Origin of the sequence: Vibrio sp. Vb1166 (assembly GCF_033338695.1) — a bacterium.
Taxonomy (GTDB): Bacteria; Pseudomonadota; Gammaproteobacteria; order Enterobacterales; family Vibrionaceae; genus Vibrio; species Vibrio alginolyticus.
The window spans coordinates 16,336-33,840 of sequence record NZ_JAWOTE010000014.1; the positions used below are offsets into that span (position 1 = coordinate 16,336).

Below are 17,505 nucleotides of genomic sequence, written 5' to 3' on the forward strand. Positions count from 1 at the left end.
ACGTAAATTTAGGTGACTCATGTTAAATGATTATCCATGGCTACAGCCAATATGGGATAACCTCAAAGTAGGGTTAGAGTCGGACAGAATACCAGGTGCGCTTTTATTACAAAGCGAGCAGGGCTTGGGCATCGAAAAACTTATCGAGTTTTTTAGCCAAGCACTTCTTTGCCAAAATTACGCGAGTGAAGCATGCGGTTTTTGTCATAGCTGCCAGCTAAATCAATCTCAAAACCACCCTGATTTACACTGGACCAAGCCAGAGAAAGAAGGAAAGGCGATAACGGTGGACCAAATTCGCGCTTGTAACCGTCTTGCTCAGGAATCATCTCAGCTTAATGGTTACCGCCTATTTGTAATAGAACCGGCGGACTCTATGAACGAGTCGGCATCGAATGCGCTGTTAAAGACGCTAGAAGAGCCTGGGGCAAAGTGCTTGTTTTTGCTCGTTACCCACAATCAGGAGCGTCTGCTCCCAACGATTCGTAGCCGTTGCCAACACTGGGTTGTTGCGCCTCCGTCAGCGGAACAAGCGATGCAATGGATGCACGAACAAGGGGCGAAGCAAGTTCCTGCTTATGCCTTAAAACTGAATATGGGCTCTCCAATAAAAACATTGGATGCGTTAAATAATGGTGAGCTCGAAGCTTACTTGGCTTTTGAACGCAGTTTTATTAAGGCAATGTCTTCGCCTGTTTCAGACGTTTCTGAGTGTGCTTCTTTAATCGCTAAACACTCAGAGCAATCACTAGACTGGGCATGGTATTTACTGACAGATGCTCAGAAAGCGCAGTTTGGTGTATCAGAAGCTCAAATGCTTCCGGGCGCGACAAAGTTTCAACCGGACAACTATAACGGTTTGTACTCATCAGCGAAGGCGCTGATGAACCTGAAAGCTCAGGTGCAAGCCTTTCCTGGCCTGAACCTTGAGCTACTATCAATGAATTGGTTAATTGAATCACGAGAGGCATTATGTTCGTAGATTCTCATTGTCATTTAGACAAATTGAATTACGACGATCTCCACATCAATGTGGAAGACGTTATTAACAAAGCTAAACAAGCAAACGTAACTGAACTACTTTCTGTTGGAGTAACGCTGGATTCTTTCCCGAAAATGATGGAAATGATCGAGCCTTATGACAATGTTTATGCTTCGTGCGGTGTGCACCCACTTGATGTTGAAAGCGACTTTTCGATGGACGTATTGCGCCACCATGCGTCGAATGCAAAAGTCGTCGCTATTGGCGAAACGGGTTTAGATTATCATTACAAGCCCGAAACGGCCGCGTTACAGAAAGAGCGCTTTGAGCAACACGTTGATCTTGCAGTGGAGCTCAACAAACCTTTAATTATCCATACCAGAAACGCACGTGCGGATACTCTAGATATTTTGCGTAAGGGTGGGGCAGAGAAATGTGGTGGTGTTATCCACTGTTTTACAGAAGATCTTCCATTTGCTGAAGCTGCACTGGAGCTGGGGTTTTATATTTCTATCTCGGGGATTGTTACTTTCCGTCAAGCTACAGAGTTAAAAGAAGTGGTGAAGACTCTACCTTTAGAGAAGCTTCTTATTGAGACAGATTCTCCTTACTTGGCTCCTGTCCCTCATCGTGGCAAAGAGAATCAACCCGCTTACGTTGTCGAAGTCGCTTCTTATATTGCGCAACTCAAATCGTGCTCTCTTTCTGAAGTGGCACAAAAAACCACCGAAAACTTCCGAAATCTTTTTTTGCGATGAAAAAATAATAAGAGCATAAAAAAGGAGCTTAGGCTCCTTTTTTGTTGATAAAAACAACAGATACGCTCACGAGTTTAATGTTTACTAAAAATGTTGATTTAATAACATTCAAAAATCACAAATGTAATTTTGTTACTAAAAATAACATTGAGGCGTATTTTATTTACGCCTTAAAATTAATTATATAAATAATTAATTCTTTATAAAACAGTAATATAAGTGCAATGCAAACCTTTTCATCGGCTGTTTTTGGGTGTGATCCAAGACTTGTTTTGAAACTAAATTTCGTAACTGTGTGGAAAGTTTGAGGGTCATCAATATATATTTAGAGCCGGAAAATATAATGCAGTTGTGGTTACATTTTCATTGGGTGCTAACCTTTAGGCTACGGGGGTGTGCCGTTAGTGCCCAAATAATACTTATAAATTTATCAGGAGCATAAACATGTTTAAGAACCTTTTTGCTAACCTGCAAAAAGTTGGTAAGGCTCTGATGCTTCCAGTATCAGTTTTACCAGTTGCAGGTATTTTATTAGGTGTGGGTGCTGCCCATCTAAGCTTTATTCCAGAGATCGTTTCTAATCTTATGGAACAAGCTGGTGGTTCAGTATTCGGCCAAATGGCACTTCTATTTGCAGTAGGTGTAGCTCTAGGCTTCACTAACAACGACGGTGTTGCAGGTCTTGCAGCTATCGTTGGTTACGGCATCATGACGGCAACGCTAGGTGTAATGGCGGGCGTTATGGGTGTTGAGAAAATCGATACAGGTGTACTAGGTGGTATCCTTGTCGGTGGTGTGGCTGCTTGGGCATTCAACCGTTTCTTCAAAATCCAACTTCCAGAGTACCTTGGCTTCTTCGCTGGTAAGCGCGCAGTGCCAATCATCACTGGTTTTGCTGCGATCATCCTAGGTGTTATCCTTTCTGTTATCTGGCCACCAATTGGCGGTGCAATTTCTGCATTCTCTGATTGGGCTGCACACCAAAACCCACAGCTAGCATTCGGTATCTACGGTGTTGTTGAGCGTTCTCTAATCCCATTCGGTCTACACCACGTATGGAACGTACCGTTCTTCTTCGAAGCAGGTTCTTGTGTTAACGCTGCCGGTGAAGCTCAAAATGGTGTACTAACTTGTTACCTAGTTGCTGATGAAGCATCTCGTGCTGCTGGTAATGGCTTCGGTCAGCTAGCGGGTGGTTACATGTTCAAGATGTTCGGTCTACCAGCTGCAGCAATCGCAATTGCTCATTGTGCTAAACCAGAAAACCGTGCAAAAGTAATGGGTATCATGGCGTCAGCTGCATTGACTTCATTCCTAACTGGTATTACTGAGCCAATCGAATTCTCATTCCTATTCGTTGCTCCACTACTATACGGTATCCACGCTCTACTAGCTGGTTCTGCATACATCGTTTCGAACACTCTAGGCTTTGTACACGGTACTTCTTTCTCTCACGGTCTGATCGACTTCCTAGTTCTATCTGGTAACGCTCAGAAGATGGTGCTAATGATTGCCGTTGGTCTAGTTTACGCAGTAATTTACTACGTAGTGTTCCGTGGTGTAATCACAGCGCTTGACCTAAAAACACCTGGCCGTGAAGATGAAACGGAAAGTGCAGCTGTAACTTCTGGCTCTGATATGGGCGGTGAACTGGTTGCAGCGTTTGGCGGTAAAGCTAACATTACTGGTCTAGATGCATGTATCACACGTCTACGTGTAGCAGTTGCAGATACAGCAGCTGTTGACCAAGACAAGCTAAAACAACTAGGCGCTGCTGGTGTTGTAGTTGTAGCTGGTGGTGTACAGGCTATCTTCGGTACTAAGTCTGATAACCTAAAAACTGAAATGGATGAGTGGATTCGTAACCACGGTTAATCGCAGTCATTCATAGTAATGCATAAAAGGAGGCTTCGGCCTCCTTTTTTAGTTCCTATTTTATTAACTGACAGTTCCTTTTTAGTGTGATCCTAAACTCATCTTTACTTTTGTCAGCTTTTTCATACATCGAGCTTACCCATCGTTGACATATTGATATGCCATTATGTTTGAATAGTGAATAATGTTTTTTTGAATAATTGATAACGTGTATGAAGAACAAATTCATTTTATTTTTGGGACTAGTTTCAAGTACGGCAATGGCGGCAAGCGAACCAACGGATCTATCAGTTGGTATGGCTGTCGATCAACAATTAAGTGTTGTTGTAGAGTTAGATAACAAATATCGTGGCATTATCGGAAACGATGGTATGGCGTTTGATTACATCGCTAAGCGTGGAACATTCGATCAAAACATGCCTGTGACTTGGTATGTCGGCGTTGGTGGCTGGTATGAATGGGATGACGAGTTTGGTGTGAGAGTACCACTTGGTGTGAACTGGGATTTATCACGCGGCTGGGACCTTTATGGTCAAATACACCCAGAGCTAGATCTTTACAAAGGTGCTGACTTGCAACTTGGCGGCGCCGTTGGCATCAAGTACAGTTTCTAGAATTGAACTAATGTATGTACAAAAAACGCCGGTAACTACCGGCGTTTTTTATGTGGAACTTAACGTTCTATTGTTTATCCATGGCTCGCTTGATGCAAACGGCAGCGCCGCCCCAAGTGATACCTAAACCAATAACCATCATAATAATTGCGCTGATTGTCATTTTGCTGTCTCCTTGCGGTTCACTGCGTTGATCACTAGACCAAAGATAAAGAGTGCGGCGATAAGTGCCCAGCCTAAAGTTAGATCATAGCCACCGTAGCCTTCAGTAATTAGGGCGTATAGCTTGGTCGCTAAGATAATGGCGAGCATGATTGGTGTAACGAAGCGTAAGCAGATCTCGAACCATTGACCAACAGAGAAATCAGAGCGCTCGTTAACGTAATTACGTACTTCTGGCACGCGCTTCAATAGCCACGCCATCAAGACAATCTCAACCAGACCACCAACCATGATGCCAACGTTGTTTGCAAAGTGGTCTACTAGATCGAGTAGCAGCAGACCGCCATTGGTAGCAAACGCCATAGAGACAACGAAGCCAATACCAATCACAACATTTGCAGCTTTTTTACGGCTCCACTTCAGCTTGTCGATAATGGCTGAAGTTACGGCTTCCATAATTGAAATATGCGAACTTAGACCAGCAACCACCAGTGCAAAGAAGAACAGTGGACCAAGAATATATGGGGCAGGTAGTAGGTTAATTGCCGCAGGTAAAGTAACAAAAGCCAAGCCAACGCCTGCAGATACCACCTCTGTTAACGGCTTACCTTGCTCTTGAGCCATGTAACCCAATACTGAGAAGATCATGATGCCGGCTAGGATCGAGAAGCCACAGTTGATCAACACGGTCATAAACGCGTTATTCGTTATGTCCGACTTTTCTGGTAGGTAGCTAGAGTAAGCTAGCATGATGGCGAAGCCGATACTTAGCGTAAAAAAGATCTGACCATATGCCGCTGCCCATACTTTCACATCCCAAATTTTGCTGAAATCGGGTTCGAACATGTAGTTCACGCCATCTAGAGCTCCTGGCAAGAAAATCATACGTCCGATTAAGAAAATCACCATCAAGAATAGGATTGGCATCATAATTTTAGATGCTCGTTCAATTCCTGATTTCACGCCTTTGGCAATGGCGGTGTAAGTAATTGCCCAAGCAATTACCATGGATAAAGCAATCTTCCATTGAATACTGCCTAAGTCTGTTGGTGAGTTGTCACCTAGCTTTAGGTATTCACTAAAGAAAAATGCGTTGGTATCGGTTCCCCAACCTTGAGTAAACGACAACCCAAAGTAAGAAATCGACCAACCGATAACAGCCACATAGTAAACGGCAATAACTGCAGCCACACCAACTTGGAACCAGCCAAGCCATTCAAATTTAGAATGAATTTTCGCAAGTGTTTTTGGTGCCGAGCCTCGGTATTTTTGTCCCATACTGAACTCAAGGATCATAAATGGAATACCGGCAGTGATCATGGCAAAAATGTAAGGAATAAAAAATGCGCCGCCACCGTTTTCATAGGCCATGTATGGGAAACGCCAAATGTTTCCCAAACCGATAGCAGACCCAACTGCTGCTAAGATGAATCCCGCCCGGGATCCCCATTGTTCTCGCTTCATATTTGACTCCTATAAGACTCCCTGAGGAATGAAGCTCTCTACGTAACACAGTAATAATTGCGCAAACAGTTGGAAGAAAGGACCGCTGTTATCCATCAGCTTTTCTATCCTTAATTCTAACTTCTTATAATTTTATAGAGCTATATTCTGGCTACTGTAAGAGAAAGTAGATTATTAATCTTAAAATTTTGATGTGTGTTTGATAAAACTGAAATATTTATCTGTTTTCACTGATCAGACTAACTTCTAATAATACTTAGCGCAATAGAATCTAAATGTTAATTCAGATGCGTTGTCTGGTTTTAATCTTGTTAAATTTGAGTTTGATTGTGGTTTTATGTGGGTGTGTGGTTGTTTGTCTGGAATAAATGACTGGGATCTAATAATTGCTTTGGTGTTTAAGACTATTTTGATTAATTAGGGCGTACGGCTATCTTTTGTGCACCTATCTAGATGATGCTTCGTTACTTTGCCAAACAATGGTGTTTAGACGATGTCCTTTATCGGCTCTGTGCAGGACTCGTTCAGCGTTCTTTGTGACGAGTCCTATAAAGGAACATGCATAAAAATTAGAAGCGGAAACTAAAACCGACATTTGATTGGAATTGGTTCATCCAATCAGTATCGAACTTAATGATACAGTTTGAGCCGTCATTAGGTAGAGTACAGGCGCCAGATGTATCGTTATCAACGACCGTTCCTAACCATCTCAGTTGGGCTGTTAATGCAAAGTTCTTTGAAAATTCATATTCCAGCCCTGCAAAAGCGCTAGCCGAAAATCCGTATTTTTTGTCTACCCAATCCACATCGGCGTAAGAAGCGCCCAAACCTACACCGATATAGGTTTGCCATTTTTCTGCGACAGGATAGTACATGCTGCTTTGGAAGTGCAGATAATGGATATCTGCCGAGTTGGACAGCTTTTCAAGTTCCGTCGATTGATTGGAGTAAAACAATCCGATCCTTCCTTTTTCTAAGGGAGTCTCGACTGAAAGAGCGTAATTCACTGCGGGGTCGAGATCGTATGTATTACCACTTTCATCCTCTACTTGGCCGCCTCCTGTATAGCCTATGTATGGTGTAACGATGATATTCGCTTGTGCATTGATAGCAGTACTCATCATCATGATTCCTACTAGCCAGCTGAGTTTTTGGTTCATCCCCTATCTCCTTATTATGACTAAGCTAATTGTGATGGGTTAGTCAAAATTGCGCGACTAAATTAAGCAAATCTTGAACATATTTCACACCGGTGTTATTAATTTGTTACATATTAAGGAGGTGTTTATGGAACACGATCTAAAATCCGCATTAATCATTGTGGTGACTGTTTTTGCAGTGCTTTTGTCATTTGGCATCATTGCTATTACAACAGCTTAAGATAACCACTTTTACCAAACGTTTTAACAAAACGGCGTGAGCCTATGATACGTAACAGCGGTATAATCACAGAAAGCCATGCAGAGCTTGATGTAAAAGTTTATGAGCACTTTAGGCATGGTAAAACTGCTTTAGTCACGCAAGGTGGAGGGCAGAGAGGGATTTTTACCGCTGGCGTTTTAGACGCCTTTTTACTTTCCAACTTCGATCCTTTCGATGAATTCTATGGCACCTCTGCCGGAGCACTTAACTTATGTTCTTACTTGTGTCGTCAACATGGCATGGGCAAAGCTTTTATTACCGAGCTGACAACGTCTCCTGAATTTTTTAATCTGTTTCGCTATATCCGAAAGCAGCAGTACTTAGGTTTAGAGTGGGCATTAGAACGGATTCAAGATTTCCCATACAAGCTTGACCTTGATTTAGGTCGCAGCGCATTGGGAAAACGAGGAGCGTTTGCTGCGGTAACGAATATAGAGACGCTATCAGATCAATATCTACCAATCTTGGATGACTCGTGGTTTAACACTATGCTAGCGACATGTGCGATTCCCAAGTTGTACCACGGACCTGTCGACGTAAATGGCAATAAGTTTGTTGATGGCGGCGTGTCTGCCTCTATCCCTGTTCAAGAAGCGTGGCGTCAGAATGCTCGCAACATTATTGTCATTCGCACAGAGCCGTTTTCAGAGATTGAAGCGAGAGCCCAAAGTGAAGTGGGGGATGTGCCTGTCGAATGGTATCGAGAGTCTATCAACTCAGTACAGCAATCATGGCAGCAAAAAGTGAATCAGTGGAAGCTGGATTGGGCGTCGTTCTTCCAACAAAAAATTAATGCAGCACATCAATCGAAGCTTGCAGGGAAAATGCTGTTAAATGGAGGCCGTTGGTTGTTCGGTGCCGATAACTTGTATCGTTTAAGTCATCTGATTGGTGAGAATTTTGATTCAGGTTTAGCCGACATGCTGATGATTCATTATCAAACATTTGAGCTCACTCAGGCCTTTATATCTGCTCCACCTGACGACACTTTTATTTTACAAGTTGCGCCTAAAGAGGGACTTCGTTCTTCTTCTTTGTTAAGTGACCAAGAGTCACTAGAGCATGACTATCAACTTGGGCTTCAAGCTGGGTTTAACCTAGTTCAACTCTATGACCAGCTGGATGTTGAAATTGATGGTAGAGAGACTGCATAAACCTTCTTACGTTCACGATGTGCGCAATATACAAAGCATATAAATAAGGCTCCATTTTCGGAGCCTTATTTGCGGGTTCTTGTGGTTAATTCCAGTTAGGTATAACGACTACGCTTGTAGAATGCGCATGCAGTTGGTTGAGCCAACAACATCCATTACATCGCCTTGAGTAATAATGACTAAATCACCTTTGTGCAAGAACCCTTGCTCTTTAAGGCTAGTAATCGCTGCTTGAGCTGTTGGTAAACCCGCATCACTTTTTGACTCGAAATATACAGGTGTCACGCCTCGGTATAATGCTGCTCGATTTAGTGTCGATTCATTCCGTGATAAGGCAAATATTGGCAAGCCAGAGCTTAAGCGAGACATCATCAACGCAGTCCTGCCAGACTCAGTTAACGAGATCATCGCTTTAATTCCTTCCATGTGATTCGCAGAGTACATGGTTGCCATTGCGATGGTTTCTTCAGCGGTTTCGAAGGTTCTATCTAAGCGATAAGTAGATAGACTTGCCTCCGACATTTTTTCTGCCCCCACACATACTTCGGCCATGGATTTGACCGTTTCTACAGGATATTTACCTGCAGCAGTCTCTCCAGACAGCATCACCGCGTCAGTGCCGTCTAGAACCGCATTGGCCACATCCATCACTTCAGCACGCGTTGGCATTGGGCTAGTAATCATGGATTCCATCATTTGTGTCGCAGTAATCACGATACGGTTTAAACTGCGTGCGCGACGAATCAGTTTTTTCTGGACACCAATGAGCTCAGGGTCACCGATTTCTACACCAAGGTCACCACGTGCAACCATCACCACATCGGATGCGAGAATAATGTCGTCAATAGACTCATTGGTCGCGACGGTTTCTGCTCGTTCGACTTTAGCCACTAACATGGCTTCAAGGCCTGCATCTCTGGCTAAGCGTCGAGCGTAATGCATGTCTTCGCCGTTACGTGGGAATGAAATAGCAAGGTAGTCCACTTGAATTGCTGCGGCGGTAAGAATATCAGCTTTATCTTTCTCTGTGAGCGCATCCGCTGACAATCCGCCGCCTTTTTTGTTGATCCCTTTATTGTTGGACAATGGACCACCGACAATCACACGGGTATGAACTTTATTACTCTCTACTTTAGTAACTTGCAACTGAACGCGTCCATCATCGAGTAATAAAATGTCATTTGGTGAAACATCTTGCGGTAGTTCTTTATAATCTAACCCTACAGATTTTTGATTGCCTTCACCTTTTGGTAAATCACTATCTAATGTGAATTTATCGCCCACATTCAAAATGACTTGGCCGTCTTTAAACGTTGATACACGGATTTTAGGGCCTTGTAAGTCACCAAGAATTGCAACCTGACGCCCAAGTCTTGCTGCAATGGTACGGACTTTGTTCGCACGTTGAATGTGGTCTTCACTGGTTCCATGTGAAAAATTCATACGGACAACGTTTGCACCGGCTTTGATGATCTCCTCAAGTATATTGTCCTTATCCGTTGAAGGACCCAGCGTAGTGACAATTTTTGTTCGTCTTAATTTGGAAGTCATAGATTCTCCGATGAATGTGTGTGTAAAGGTAACTTGAACTCTATCCTTACTTTACGCAATCGCTCTCAAGGTTAGCCTCGTTGCTGAGCCCACACCTTAAAGCTACTTGAATATAAGTATATGCACAGAATGTTTACATTAAGAGTAACCCCGGTAAAACAGACAGATATTCGACAGGCAATGGCCTTATTGATAAAAATACGCTGCTTTAAAGGCATTACTTCATAATTTAGTGAATAAAAATAAGTTATTTTTCAAACAATTTAACAGGAGTAGATTCTTCGTTATTTGATTGAATACACAAACAAACAGGTTTATACGTGATGCTTGTCACGGGGATTTATTAATTCACTTCACAATTAGTTCGCAAAGTAAAAAAATTGTCCCGTTATAGAATTTCGGAGTGCAAGATGTACATGGCTCAACCGGGCCATATTGATCATATCAAACAGGTCAATGCTGGTCGTGTATATAAACTAATTGACCTAAAAGGTCCTATTTCTCGAATTGATTTGTCCAAGCAGAGTGAGCTTGCTCCTGCTAGTATCACCAAAATCACTCGAGAATTAATTGAAGCGCACTTGATTCATGAAACGACAGTACAAGAAGCGACGAGTCGTGGTCGACCTGCTGTCGGTTTGCAGGTCAATAATGAAGGCTGGCAATTTTTGTCAATGCGTTTGGGGCGAGGTTATTTAACCATTGCTTTGCATGAGTTAGGCGGTGATGTACTGATCGATACTAAAATCGAGATACACGAGCTTGATCAAGACGATGTGCTTGAGCGCCTGCTTTACGAAATTGATGAATTCTTTCAGACTTACGCGGATCAACTTGATCGTGTTACCAGTATTGCCCTTACGCTGCCTGGTCTCGTGAACTCAGAGCAAGGTGTCGTTTTGCAGATGCCTCATTACAATGTCGAAAATCTTGCTCTTGGACCAGAGATATACAAAGCAACAGGCTTGCCAGTTTTCATTGCCAATGACACGCGAGCTTGGGCATTAGCAGAAAAGCTTTTTGGTCATTCTCAAGATAATGACAACTCCGTTCTTATCTCTATCCACCACGGTTTAGGTGCGGGCATCATTCTGGATGGGCGCGTTTTGCAAGGCCGTCACGGTAACATTGGTGAACTCGGGCATATTCAAATTGACCCAAATGGAAAACGTTGTCATTGCGGCAATATTGGCTGTTTGGAAACCGTTGCCAGTTCTCAGGCAATTCGTGAAGAAGTCGTAAGACGAATCGCTGATGGCGAAGACTCTATTCTTGCTAAACAAGAAGAAATGAGTATTGAGAGCATTTGTGAAGCCGCTGCAAACGGTGATCCTTTGGCCGTCGATGTGATTGAAAAACTTGGAGGCTACTTAGGCTCTGCAATTGCTATTGTGATCAACTTATTTAACCCTGAGAAAATCTTGATCGGTGGTGTGATTAACCAAGCAAAAGATGTGCTTTATCCTGCGGTTCGTCGCTGTATCGAAGAGCAGAGTTTACCTGTTTATCACCAAGATCTTGAGCTGGTGGAGTCTCGTTTCTATAAGCAAGCCACAATGCCTGGTGCCGCGTTGATTAAGCAAGCGTTGTACGATGGTCAACTATTGATGAAGGTTGTGGAAGGTTAAGTACTTTTTAACATGATGATGTGCCTGGCTGTTGAGACTACATTTGTAGGTGATTTAGGGTGAGACTTAACGGCTCACCCTTTTTGATCGCCTATTACTAGAATGGGAATTTGAGTTATGTTGCATTGCTATATCTGCGCCATTCATGTAATTTCCTAAAAAGCTCAAGTAAATAAACAAAATGGCTTTCAATGTGCTGCGTGACTTTGCGTCTGATGCAAAGAGAAGTAATACGCTAAAACTGTTGTACTTTAAAGCTGTGCTCGAAAAGCCAAATATTTTAAGGTTATTTGGTTATATAATCTTGCTGTGTCTGTACTGATTTCGAGTAAAATAAGAATTATCCATAATTTAGGTAGTAGTATGTCCGGAGTGTTAAATACGGTTGACCAGCGTACAAACTTGGTTGGTGAAAATCGACTAGAGCTTCTGCTGTTCACTTTAAATAGTCGCCAATTATTTGCGATTAATGTGTTCAAAGTGAAAGAGGTCATCAAGCTTCCACCGTTAACCAAGCTCCCTGGATCGCACTACAATATTCGTGGGGTTGCTTCTCTACGAGGTGAAGCGGTACCAGTGATTGATTTACGAGGCGCAATTGGTTTTCCTGCTTTACGTGGTGAAGCGGAAGAAGAAAATTTGATCGTGACAGAGTACAACCGCACGGTGCAGGGCTTCTTAGTCGGTCCGGTTAAAAACATTATTAATACGGCATGGACTGAAATTCAGCCGCCTCCTTCCACGTCTGGTCGCTCGAATTACCTCACGGCTATCACGCAAATCAAAGAGGGGGATGCCTCTCAAATTGTCGAAATTATTGACGTTGAAAAAGTTTTAGCAGAGATCGTACATTACGACGTGACTATCTCGGAGGACATTCTCGATCAAGAATTGGCCCAAGCAATGGTCGGGCGTAATGTTCTGATTGTGGATGATTCCTCTACAGCTCGTAATCAAGTTCGCGATACGCTTTCTCAATTGGGTATGAATATCATCGAGTGCCGTGACGGGCTAGAAGCGTTAACGGTTTTAAAACGTTGGTGTGATGAAGGTAAAGATGTAGAAAAAGAGCTGTTGATGATGATTACGGATGCTGAAATGCCTGAAATGGACGGTTATAAACTGACCCATGAAGTGCGCCAAGATCCACGTATGTCTAAGTTGTTTATCACATTGAACACTTCTCTGAGCGGTAGTTTTAATGAAGCCATGGTACAAAAAGTAGGCTGTGATCGCTTTATATCTAAATTCCAACCGGATCTGCTGGTTGAAGTTGCTCAAGACCGATTACGCCAGATGCTTTCTAAAAGTGCATGATTAGATCTAGTGAAATCAGAGGGAGCGCACCTCTCTCTGATTTTTAACATTTCTCTCCTTAATTCCTCTGTACTAATGGAAATCCCGAGATTTACTTTGTAGATTGTTCAAGTAGTGCGTGCAATCCATCAACTTGCCAGCAATAACGTGTGTGACTTCTCCCTCTCTTTCAAGAATGCCTTTCACCATTAATACTTTAGCACCTAAATACGCTTGCTTTTGGGCTCGTGCTGTCGCTTGCCAAACGACCACATTAATGTTGCCCGTGTCATCTTCTAACGTAAAAAATGTCACGCCAGCGGCGGTGCCTGGAGATTGTCTTCCTGTTACCACACCTACCACTGTGACCAGTGACTTATGCGGTTTCTCTGTCAGTTGCCTCATGCGGGTAAAGTGAGGGAGTTTGCCCGTTTCTTCTAATAATTTAATTGGATGGCGGCTAAGAGATAGTCCCGTGCTTGCGTAATCCTCAATTAAATTTTCATATTCAGAAGGTTGAGTCTGGTAGCTAACATTGGGTTCTTCGACCTTGTGAAACAATGGTAGGTCAGATAAGGAATCCATTGCTGCCCAGCGAGCGTTATAACGATTTCCCGATAAGGCTTGAAATGCATTGGCTGAAGCCAATAATTCAATGTCACTTCGGCTTCTTAATATCTGCTTTACTTCTTGAATCGATCGGTAACCATTAAGTGGTTTGCGCTCAATAAGCCTTTGTGCGCTTTCTGCGTTAAAGCCTTTCACCAAGCGAAAACCAAGTTGCACGCCGAGCCTGCCATTCGGACGTGAGACGAGATGATGTTGATATTTTGAATGATTGACGCACACCGGCAATACTTCGACGCCATGTCGGCGAGCATCTTGTACTAATTGCGATGGGCTATAAAATCCCATTGGTTGGCTGTTCAACAATGCAGTGTAAAATTCGGCTGGGTAATAATATTTTAACCATGCAGAACAATATGCCAGCACTGCGAAAGACGCTGAATGACTTTCAGGGAAGCCGTACTCACCAAAGCCGCAAATCTGATCGAAAATGCGCTCAGCAAACGCTAAGTCATAACCTCTCTCTTGCATACCATTGATCAGTTTTGGTCTGAATTTAGCGAGATCGCCATTCTTTTTCCATGATGCCATCGCTCGACGGAGTTGATCGGCCTCGCCGCCGCTAAACCCTGCGGCTACCATGGCTAGCTTGATGACTTGCTCTTGGAAAATAGGGACGCCCATAGTCCGCTCAAGAACGCTTTTTACTTCTTCCGATGGATAACTGACAGGCTCTTTGTGATCTCGTCGTTTTAAAAAAGGATGCACCATATCACCCTGAATAGGGCCTGGACGAACAATTGCAATTTGAATCACTAAGTCGTAATAACAAGCAGGCTTTAGGCGAGGAAGCATGCTCATTTGTGCACGAGATTCTATTTGGAATACGCCTATCGTGTCAGCTTTTTGGATCATGCGATACACGTGTGGATCATCTTGTCGGCGAGTGATTTCGGAAATAGAGAGGGATCGCTGGTGATGTTTCTCGACCAGCTGAAAGCACTTTTTGATGGCGTTTAACATGCCGAGTGCGAGCACATCGACTTTTAGTAGCTTCAAGCTTTCTAAATCGTCTTTATCCCATTGAATGATAGTGCGATCTTCCATCGAGGCATTTTCAACAGGTACCAACTCATATAAAGGGCCAGATGAAATTACAAAGCCACCTACGTGCTGAGATAAATGGCGTGGGAAGCCAATGATCTCGTTGACCAATTGGATAAACTGCTGCCCTTTGAGAGATTCTGGTTGTAAGCCAAGTTCAATAATTTGAGCTTGCCAGCCTTGGCTGCGATCTCGGCGATTAACATTCTTAATGAAAAAATCTAATTGGGTCTCTTCAATCCCTAGTGCTTTACCGACTTCACGCACGGCACTTTTAAAGCGATAGCTGATCACTGTTGCAGCAAGTGCTGCACGCTCACGGCCATATTTTTTGTAAATATACTGGATAACTTCTTCACGGCGCTCGTGTTCAAAGTCCACATCAATATCCGGCGGTTCCTTACGTTCTTTACTGATAAATCGTTCGAATAAGACAGCGATTTGTCGAGGATCGACGGCGGTAATTTCCAGGCAATAACACACCACAGAGTTTGCAGCGGAACCTCGCCCTTGGTAAAGAATGCCTTGCTGTTTCGCGAACATTACGATGTCGTGAATAGTAAGGAAGTAGTAGTGGTATTTCAGCTCTTGAATAAGCGCCAGTTCATTCTCGATGGTTTGATTGACTTCTGCTGGCACGCCTTCAGGAAAACGCAGCCTTTTACCACGTTCGACCAACATACGTAAGTAAGAGTCGGGTGTATAACCATCTGGGATCAGCTCGGTAGGATATTCGTATTTTAAATCGGAGAGCTTAAACTCGCATAAATCGGCGATGTAAGTACTTTCTTCCAGCCATTCTGGTTTGTAAATCCGAATCAACTTTTTAAAAGGACGAAGCGCTCGCTCAGTATTCGAAATACGGCCAAAACCGAGTTTATCGACGCTACACCCATGCTTTATAGCAGTAAGTACATGCTGCAATGGCAAGCGTTCAACATCATGCATGAGAACGCCTCCGCAGGCAGTTATAGGTAATTGAAATTCATGTGCTAACTGCTCGCAGTGCGCAATGTACTCAGTATCGTTGTTACTCAAATGGCGCTGAATCGCTACCCACAAACGATTAGCGTGGTGTTGATTGAGCCAGCGCCCCCAATAGTGATCACTCTCTTGATGTGTGGGCAGCCACAATACCAAACAATGTCGAACCGACATCAAATCCCATTCGAACAGTTGATAGTTGCCTTTTTCACTACGTCTTCTTGCGTTTGTGATGATACGACACAACTCGGCATAAGCCTTGCGACAAGGGCAAAGCAGTACGATTTGGCATTCATCATTTAACCAAAACATACTTCCAACGATTTGTTTGATATCGAGTTTATGTTGTTCGATGGTCGCATGGGCTTTGACAACGCCCGCGACTGAACATTCATCCGTTATAGCTAGAGCTTGATAGCGATAGAAAGCAGCTTGGAGTACCAGCTCTTCTGCATGAGAAGCTCCAGTCAAAAAAGAGAAGTTAGACTGACAAAATAGTTCCGCGTAACTCATAATGACCCAACAAAAATAACTGTCGATTTAACAAAAATAGCCATGAAGAAACCAGTGCTTGTGCTGATCGCGAAATATCCATAACCAGCGGCCTTGCTTGGTGTGTGCAATGTAGTAATCACGCATGATCTCATCACCATCCCACCACCCAGAAACTATTCGCTCAGGTCCGTGGACCAAAGAAACTTGTTCTTGCAATACAATGGGAGTGGGTAATTGCATTGCGGGGCGTAGTATGGAGGGTATGGCGTGCCCCTTTTTATCTGGAGCATCAGCAGGGCGATACTGACTGGCCTTTTCTGGTCTAGGATCGCAAGCAATATTGGGTTTTAAAACGGCACTTTTCCCCAATTTAGCTTGCAGTAAAGAGAGCAGCTCTAAAGCATTCATGTTTCCTTTCTGCCCAGCAAAGAGATCGCGTGATGCACTAAGAGGCTCACCTTGACGGATGACTTTTAACGTTAGCCCTGTGACTGGGCCATTAAGCGAGAGTGACTCTAAGCTCAAACTCGCTAACTGTTGCCAACGCTGACATAGGTAATCACCTTGCGCAGAAGTGAGTTGAAGGTGTTGCTCTTGTTTCTCACGCTGGTGGAGTGTTAAACACAGTTCAAAAGCGACCTTATCTCTTAATTTAAGAAAGGTTTCGAGTTGACGAAGTAATTTGGCCAACGGTTTTTCAATCCACTGAACGTTTTCGATCTCAAACAACAGCTCTAAATAAACTTGGAAGGATTCGGTAGGGTGATAAAGGTCGACAGGGTGTTTAAACTGCCCAGTCAGTCGACCAACGTAGTTCACCAAATCGATATCAAAGCGTCGTGCGATGTCTTGCAATGGCAGTTCAAGCAGGTTTTGCAATGTGGTGACGCCTACACGTTGTAACTTCTCTACTGTAGCGCTTGATAAATCTGCCAGTGTTAACGGTAATGGTGATAGGACTTTTTGTATGGCAGATTTGTCTTCACTGATGACGTTCGCTCCTGATATTGCCATCAATTTGGCAGCAAAAGGCGAAAAACCACATCCGAATTGAAAACTCAGTTTCAGCTCCGATAAGTGAGCTCTGACTTTATTCCAATAGTTTTCAAGCCCTTCATACAGAGCGAGCATTGGAGTAGCACGCAGTAAAATACCTTGGTTTGGCATCAACACAACGTCAGATGTGATCAAATACAGCCATTGAGCAATTTCTTGTAACTTGCTCCATTCGGTGTGCGGATGATAAGGATGCACTTGTAAATCTCGACACAAGGACGCAGCACTGCCTAGGCCCATACCTAGTTTAATGCCTTGTTGTTCGGCAATCTCGTTGTATTGAATAATCTGGCAACGTTGGCTTTCGACAATCACCACGGGTTGTTCTTGGTTATCACCAAAGAGTGCGTCTAGCTGCAGGCGAGGGAAGTGCAAGTAAATCCACAGAGCCAT

14 protein-coding genes are annotated in these 17,505 nt (G+C 43.4%); 8 read left to right on the top strand and 6 right to left on the bottom strand.

All coding sequences use genetic code 11. The features are described 5' to 3' along the window. The first annotated feature begins 19 nt into the window (after positions 1-19). The 4 genes from R7E51_RS14920 (at position 20) to R7E51_RS14935 (ending at position 4,229) form a co-directional block, all read left to right on the top strand. Entirely contained in the window at positions 20-982 is a 963-nt protein-coding gene (locus R7E51_RS14920; protein ID WP_206957921.1) for a DNA polymerase III subunit delta', read from the top strand. After that, positions 973-1,740, top strand: a complete 768-nt coding sequence (locus R7E51_RS14925) for a TatD family hydrolase (RefSeq protein WP_005372957.1) — start codon at positions 973-975, stop codon at positions 1,738-1,740. The genes R7E51_RS14920 and R7E51_RS14925 overlap by 10 nt, the downstream gene beginning before the upstream one ends. Before the next feature lie 444 nt (positions 1,741-2,184). Continuing rightward, a complete protein-coding gene (gene ptsG, locus R7E51_RS14930) occupies positions 2,185-3,615 on the top strand; it encodes a PTS glucose transporter subunit IIBC (RefSeq protein ID WP_005372959.1) in 1,431 nt (476 codons plus the stop codon). A gap of 212 nt (positions 3,616-3,827) precedes the next feature. Continuing rightward, entirely contained in the window at positions 3,828-4,229 is a 402-nt protein-coding gene (locus R7E51_RS14935) for a hypothetical protein (protein WP_053349624.1), read from the top strand. 67 nt (positions 4,230-4,296) lie between these two features. Here R7E51_RS14935 and R7E51_RS14940 read toward each other — a convergent pair whose 3' ends face one another. The 3 genes from R7E51_RS14940 to R7E51_RS14950 form a co-directional block, all read right to left on the bottom strand. Further along, positions 4,297-4,392, bottom strand: coding sequence for a MetS family NSS transporter small subunit (locus R7E51_RS14940; RefSeq protein ID WP_005372963.1), 96 nt, complete (start codon positions 4,390-4,392; stop codon positions 4,297-4,299). Next, a complete protein-coding gene (locus R7E51_RS14945; RefSeq protein ID WP_005372966.1) occupies positions 4,389-5,855 on the bottom strand; it encodes a sodium-dependent transporter in 1,467 nt (488 codons plus the stop codon). Before R7E51_RS14945 ends, R7E51_RS14940 begins: the two co-directional genes overlap by 4 nt. Before the next feature lie 569 nt (positions 5,856-6,424). Beyond that, on the bottom strand, positions 6,425-7,015 hold the full coding sequence (locus tag R7E51_RS14950) for an outer membrane protein (protein WP_005372968.1): 591 nt from the start codon (positions 7,013-7,015) through the stop codon (positions 6,425-6,427). 127 nt (positions 7,016-7,142) lie between these two features. Here R7E51_RS14950 and cydH point away from each other — a divergent pair, with 127 nt between their 5' ends. Continuing rightward, a complete protein-coding gene (gene cydH / locus R7E51_RS14955) occupies positions 7,143-7,235 on the top strand; it encodes a cytochrome bd-I oxidase subunit CydH (RefSeq protein ID WP_005372970.1) in 93 nt (30 codons plus the stop codon). A gap of 44 nt (positions 7,236-7,279) precedes the next feature. Next, entirely contained in the window at positions 7,280-8,431 is a 1,152-nt protein-coding gene (locus R7E51_RS14960; RefSeq protein ID WP_017821664.1) for a patatin-like phospholipase family protein, read from the top strand. Positions 8,432-8,539: 108 nt separating this feature from the next. On the opposite strand, the gene pyk is transcribed toward R7E51_RS14960, so the two are convergent. Next, entirely contained in the window at positions 8,540-9,982 is a 1,443-nt protein-coding gene (gene pyk / locus R7E51_RS14965) for a pyruvate kinase (RefSeq protein WP_017821663.1), read from the bottom strand. Positions 9,983-10,392: 410 nt separating this feature from the next. On the opposite strand from pyk, the gene mlc reads away from it, so the two are divergent. Beyond that, the gene (gene mlc / locus R7E51_RS14970) at positions 10,393-11,610 is read left to right on the top strand and encodes a sugar metabolism global transcriptional regulator Mlc (RefSeq protein ID WP_005372973.1); all 1,218 of its coding nucleotides are present in this window, start codon (positions 10,393-10,395) and stop codon (positions 11,608-11,610) included. 363 nt (positions 11,611-11,973) lie between these two features. After that, complete coding sequence (locus R7E51_RS14975; RefSeq protein ID WP_005372976.1) at positions 11,974-12,927, top strand: chemotaxis protein CheV; 954 nt, start codon at positions 11,974-11,976, stop codon at positions 12,925-12,927. A gap of 72 nt (positions 12,928-12,999) precedes the next feature. Here R7E51_RS14975 and R7E51_RS14980 read toward each other — a convergent pair whose 3' ends face one another. Continuing rightward, positions 13,000-16,074 (bottom strand): error-prone DNA polymerase, encoded by a 3,075-nt coding sequence (locus R7E51_RS14980; protein ID WP_206957920.1) that lies wholly within the window; start codon positions 16,072-16,074, stop codon positions 13,000-13,002. Positions 16,075-16,101: 27 nt separating this feature from the next. Further along, the gene (locus tag R7E51_RS14985; protein WP_206957919.1) at positions 16,102-17,505 is read right to left on the bottom strand and encodes a Y-family DNA polymerase; all 1,404 of its coding nucleotides are present in this window, start codon (positions 17,503-17,505) and stop codon (positions 16,102-16,104) included.

Coding starts and splice junctions, on each gene's coding strand:
- ptsG (WP_005372959.1), top strand. CDS start 2,185: ATGTTTAAGAACCTTTTTGCTAACCTGCAAAAAGTTGGTAAGGCTCTG.
- R7E51_RS14925 (WP_005372957.1), top strand. CDS start 973: ATGTTCGTAGATTCTCATTGTCATTTAGACAAATTGAATTACGACGAT.
- R7E51_RS14960 (WP_017821664.1), top strand. CDS start 7,280: ATGATACGTAACAGCGGTATAATCACAGAAAGCCATGCAGAGCTTGAT.
- R7E51_RS14950 (WP_005372968.1), bottom strand. CDS start 7,015: ATGAACCAAAAACTCAGCTGGCTAGTAGGAATCATGATGATGAGTACT.
- R7E51_RS14940 (WP_005372963.1), bottom strand. CDS start 4,392: ATGACAATCAGCGCAATTATTATGATGGTTATTGGTTTAGGTATCACT.
- cydH (WP_005372970.1), top strand. CDS start 7,143: ATGGAACACGATCTAAAATCCGCATTAATCATTGTGGTGACTGTTTTT.
- R7E51_RS14935 (WP_053349624.1), top strand. CDS start 3,828: ATGAAGAACAAATTCATTTTATTTTTGGGACTAGTTTCAAGTACGGCA.
- mlc (WP_005372973.1), top strand. CDS start 10,393: ATGTACATGGCTCAACCGGGCCATATTGATCATATCAAACAGGTCAAT.
- R7E51_RS14975 (WP_005372976.1), top strand. CDS start 11,974: ATGTCCGGAGTGTTAAATACGGTTGACCAGCGTACAAACTTGGTTGGT.
- R7E51_RS14945 (WP_005372966.1), bottom strand. CDS start 5,855: ATGAAGCGAGAACAATGGGGATCCCGGGCGGGATTCATCTTAGCAGCA.
- pyk (WP_017821663.1), bottom strand. CDS start 9,982: ATGACTTCCAAATTAAGACGAACAAAAATTGTCACTACGCTGGGTCCT.
- R7E51_RS14920 (WP_206957921.1), top strand. CDS start 20: ATGTTAAATGATTATCCATGGCTACAGCCAATATGGGATAACCTCAAA.
- R7E51_RS14985 (WP_206957919.1), bottom strand. CDS start 17,505: ATGGCTCTGTGGATTTACTTGCACTTCCCTCGCCTGCAGCTAGACGCA.
- R7E51_RS14980 (WP_206957920.1), bottom strand. CDS start 16,074: ATGAGTTACGCGGAACTATTTTGTCAGTCTAACTTCTCTTTTTTGACT.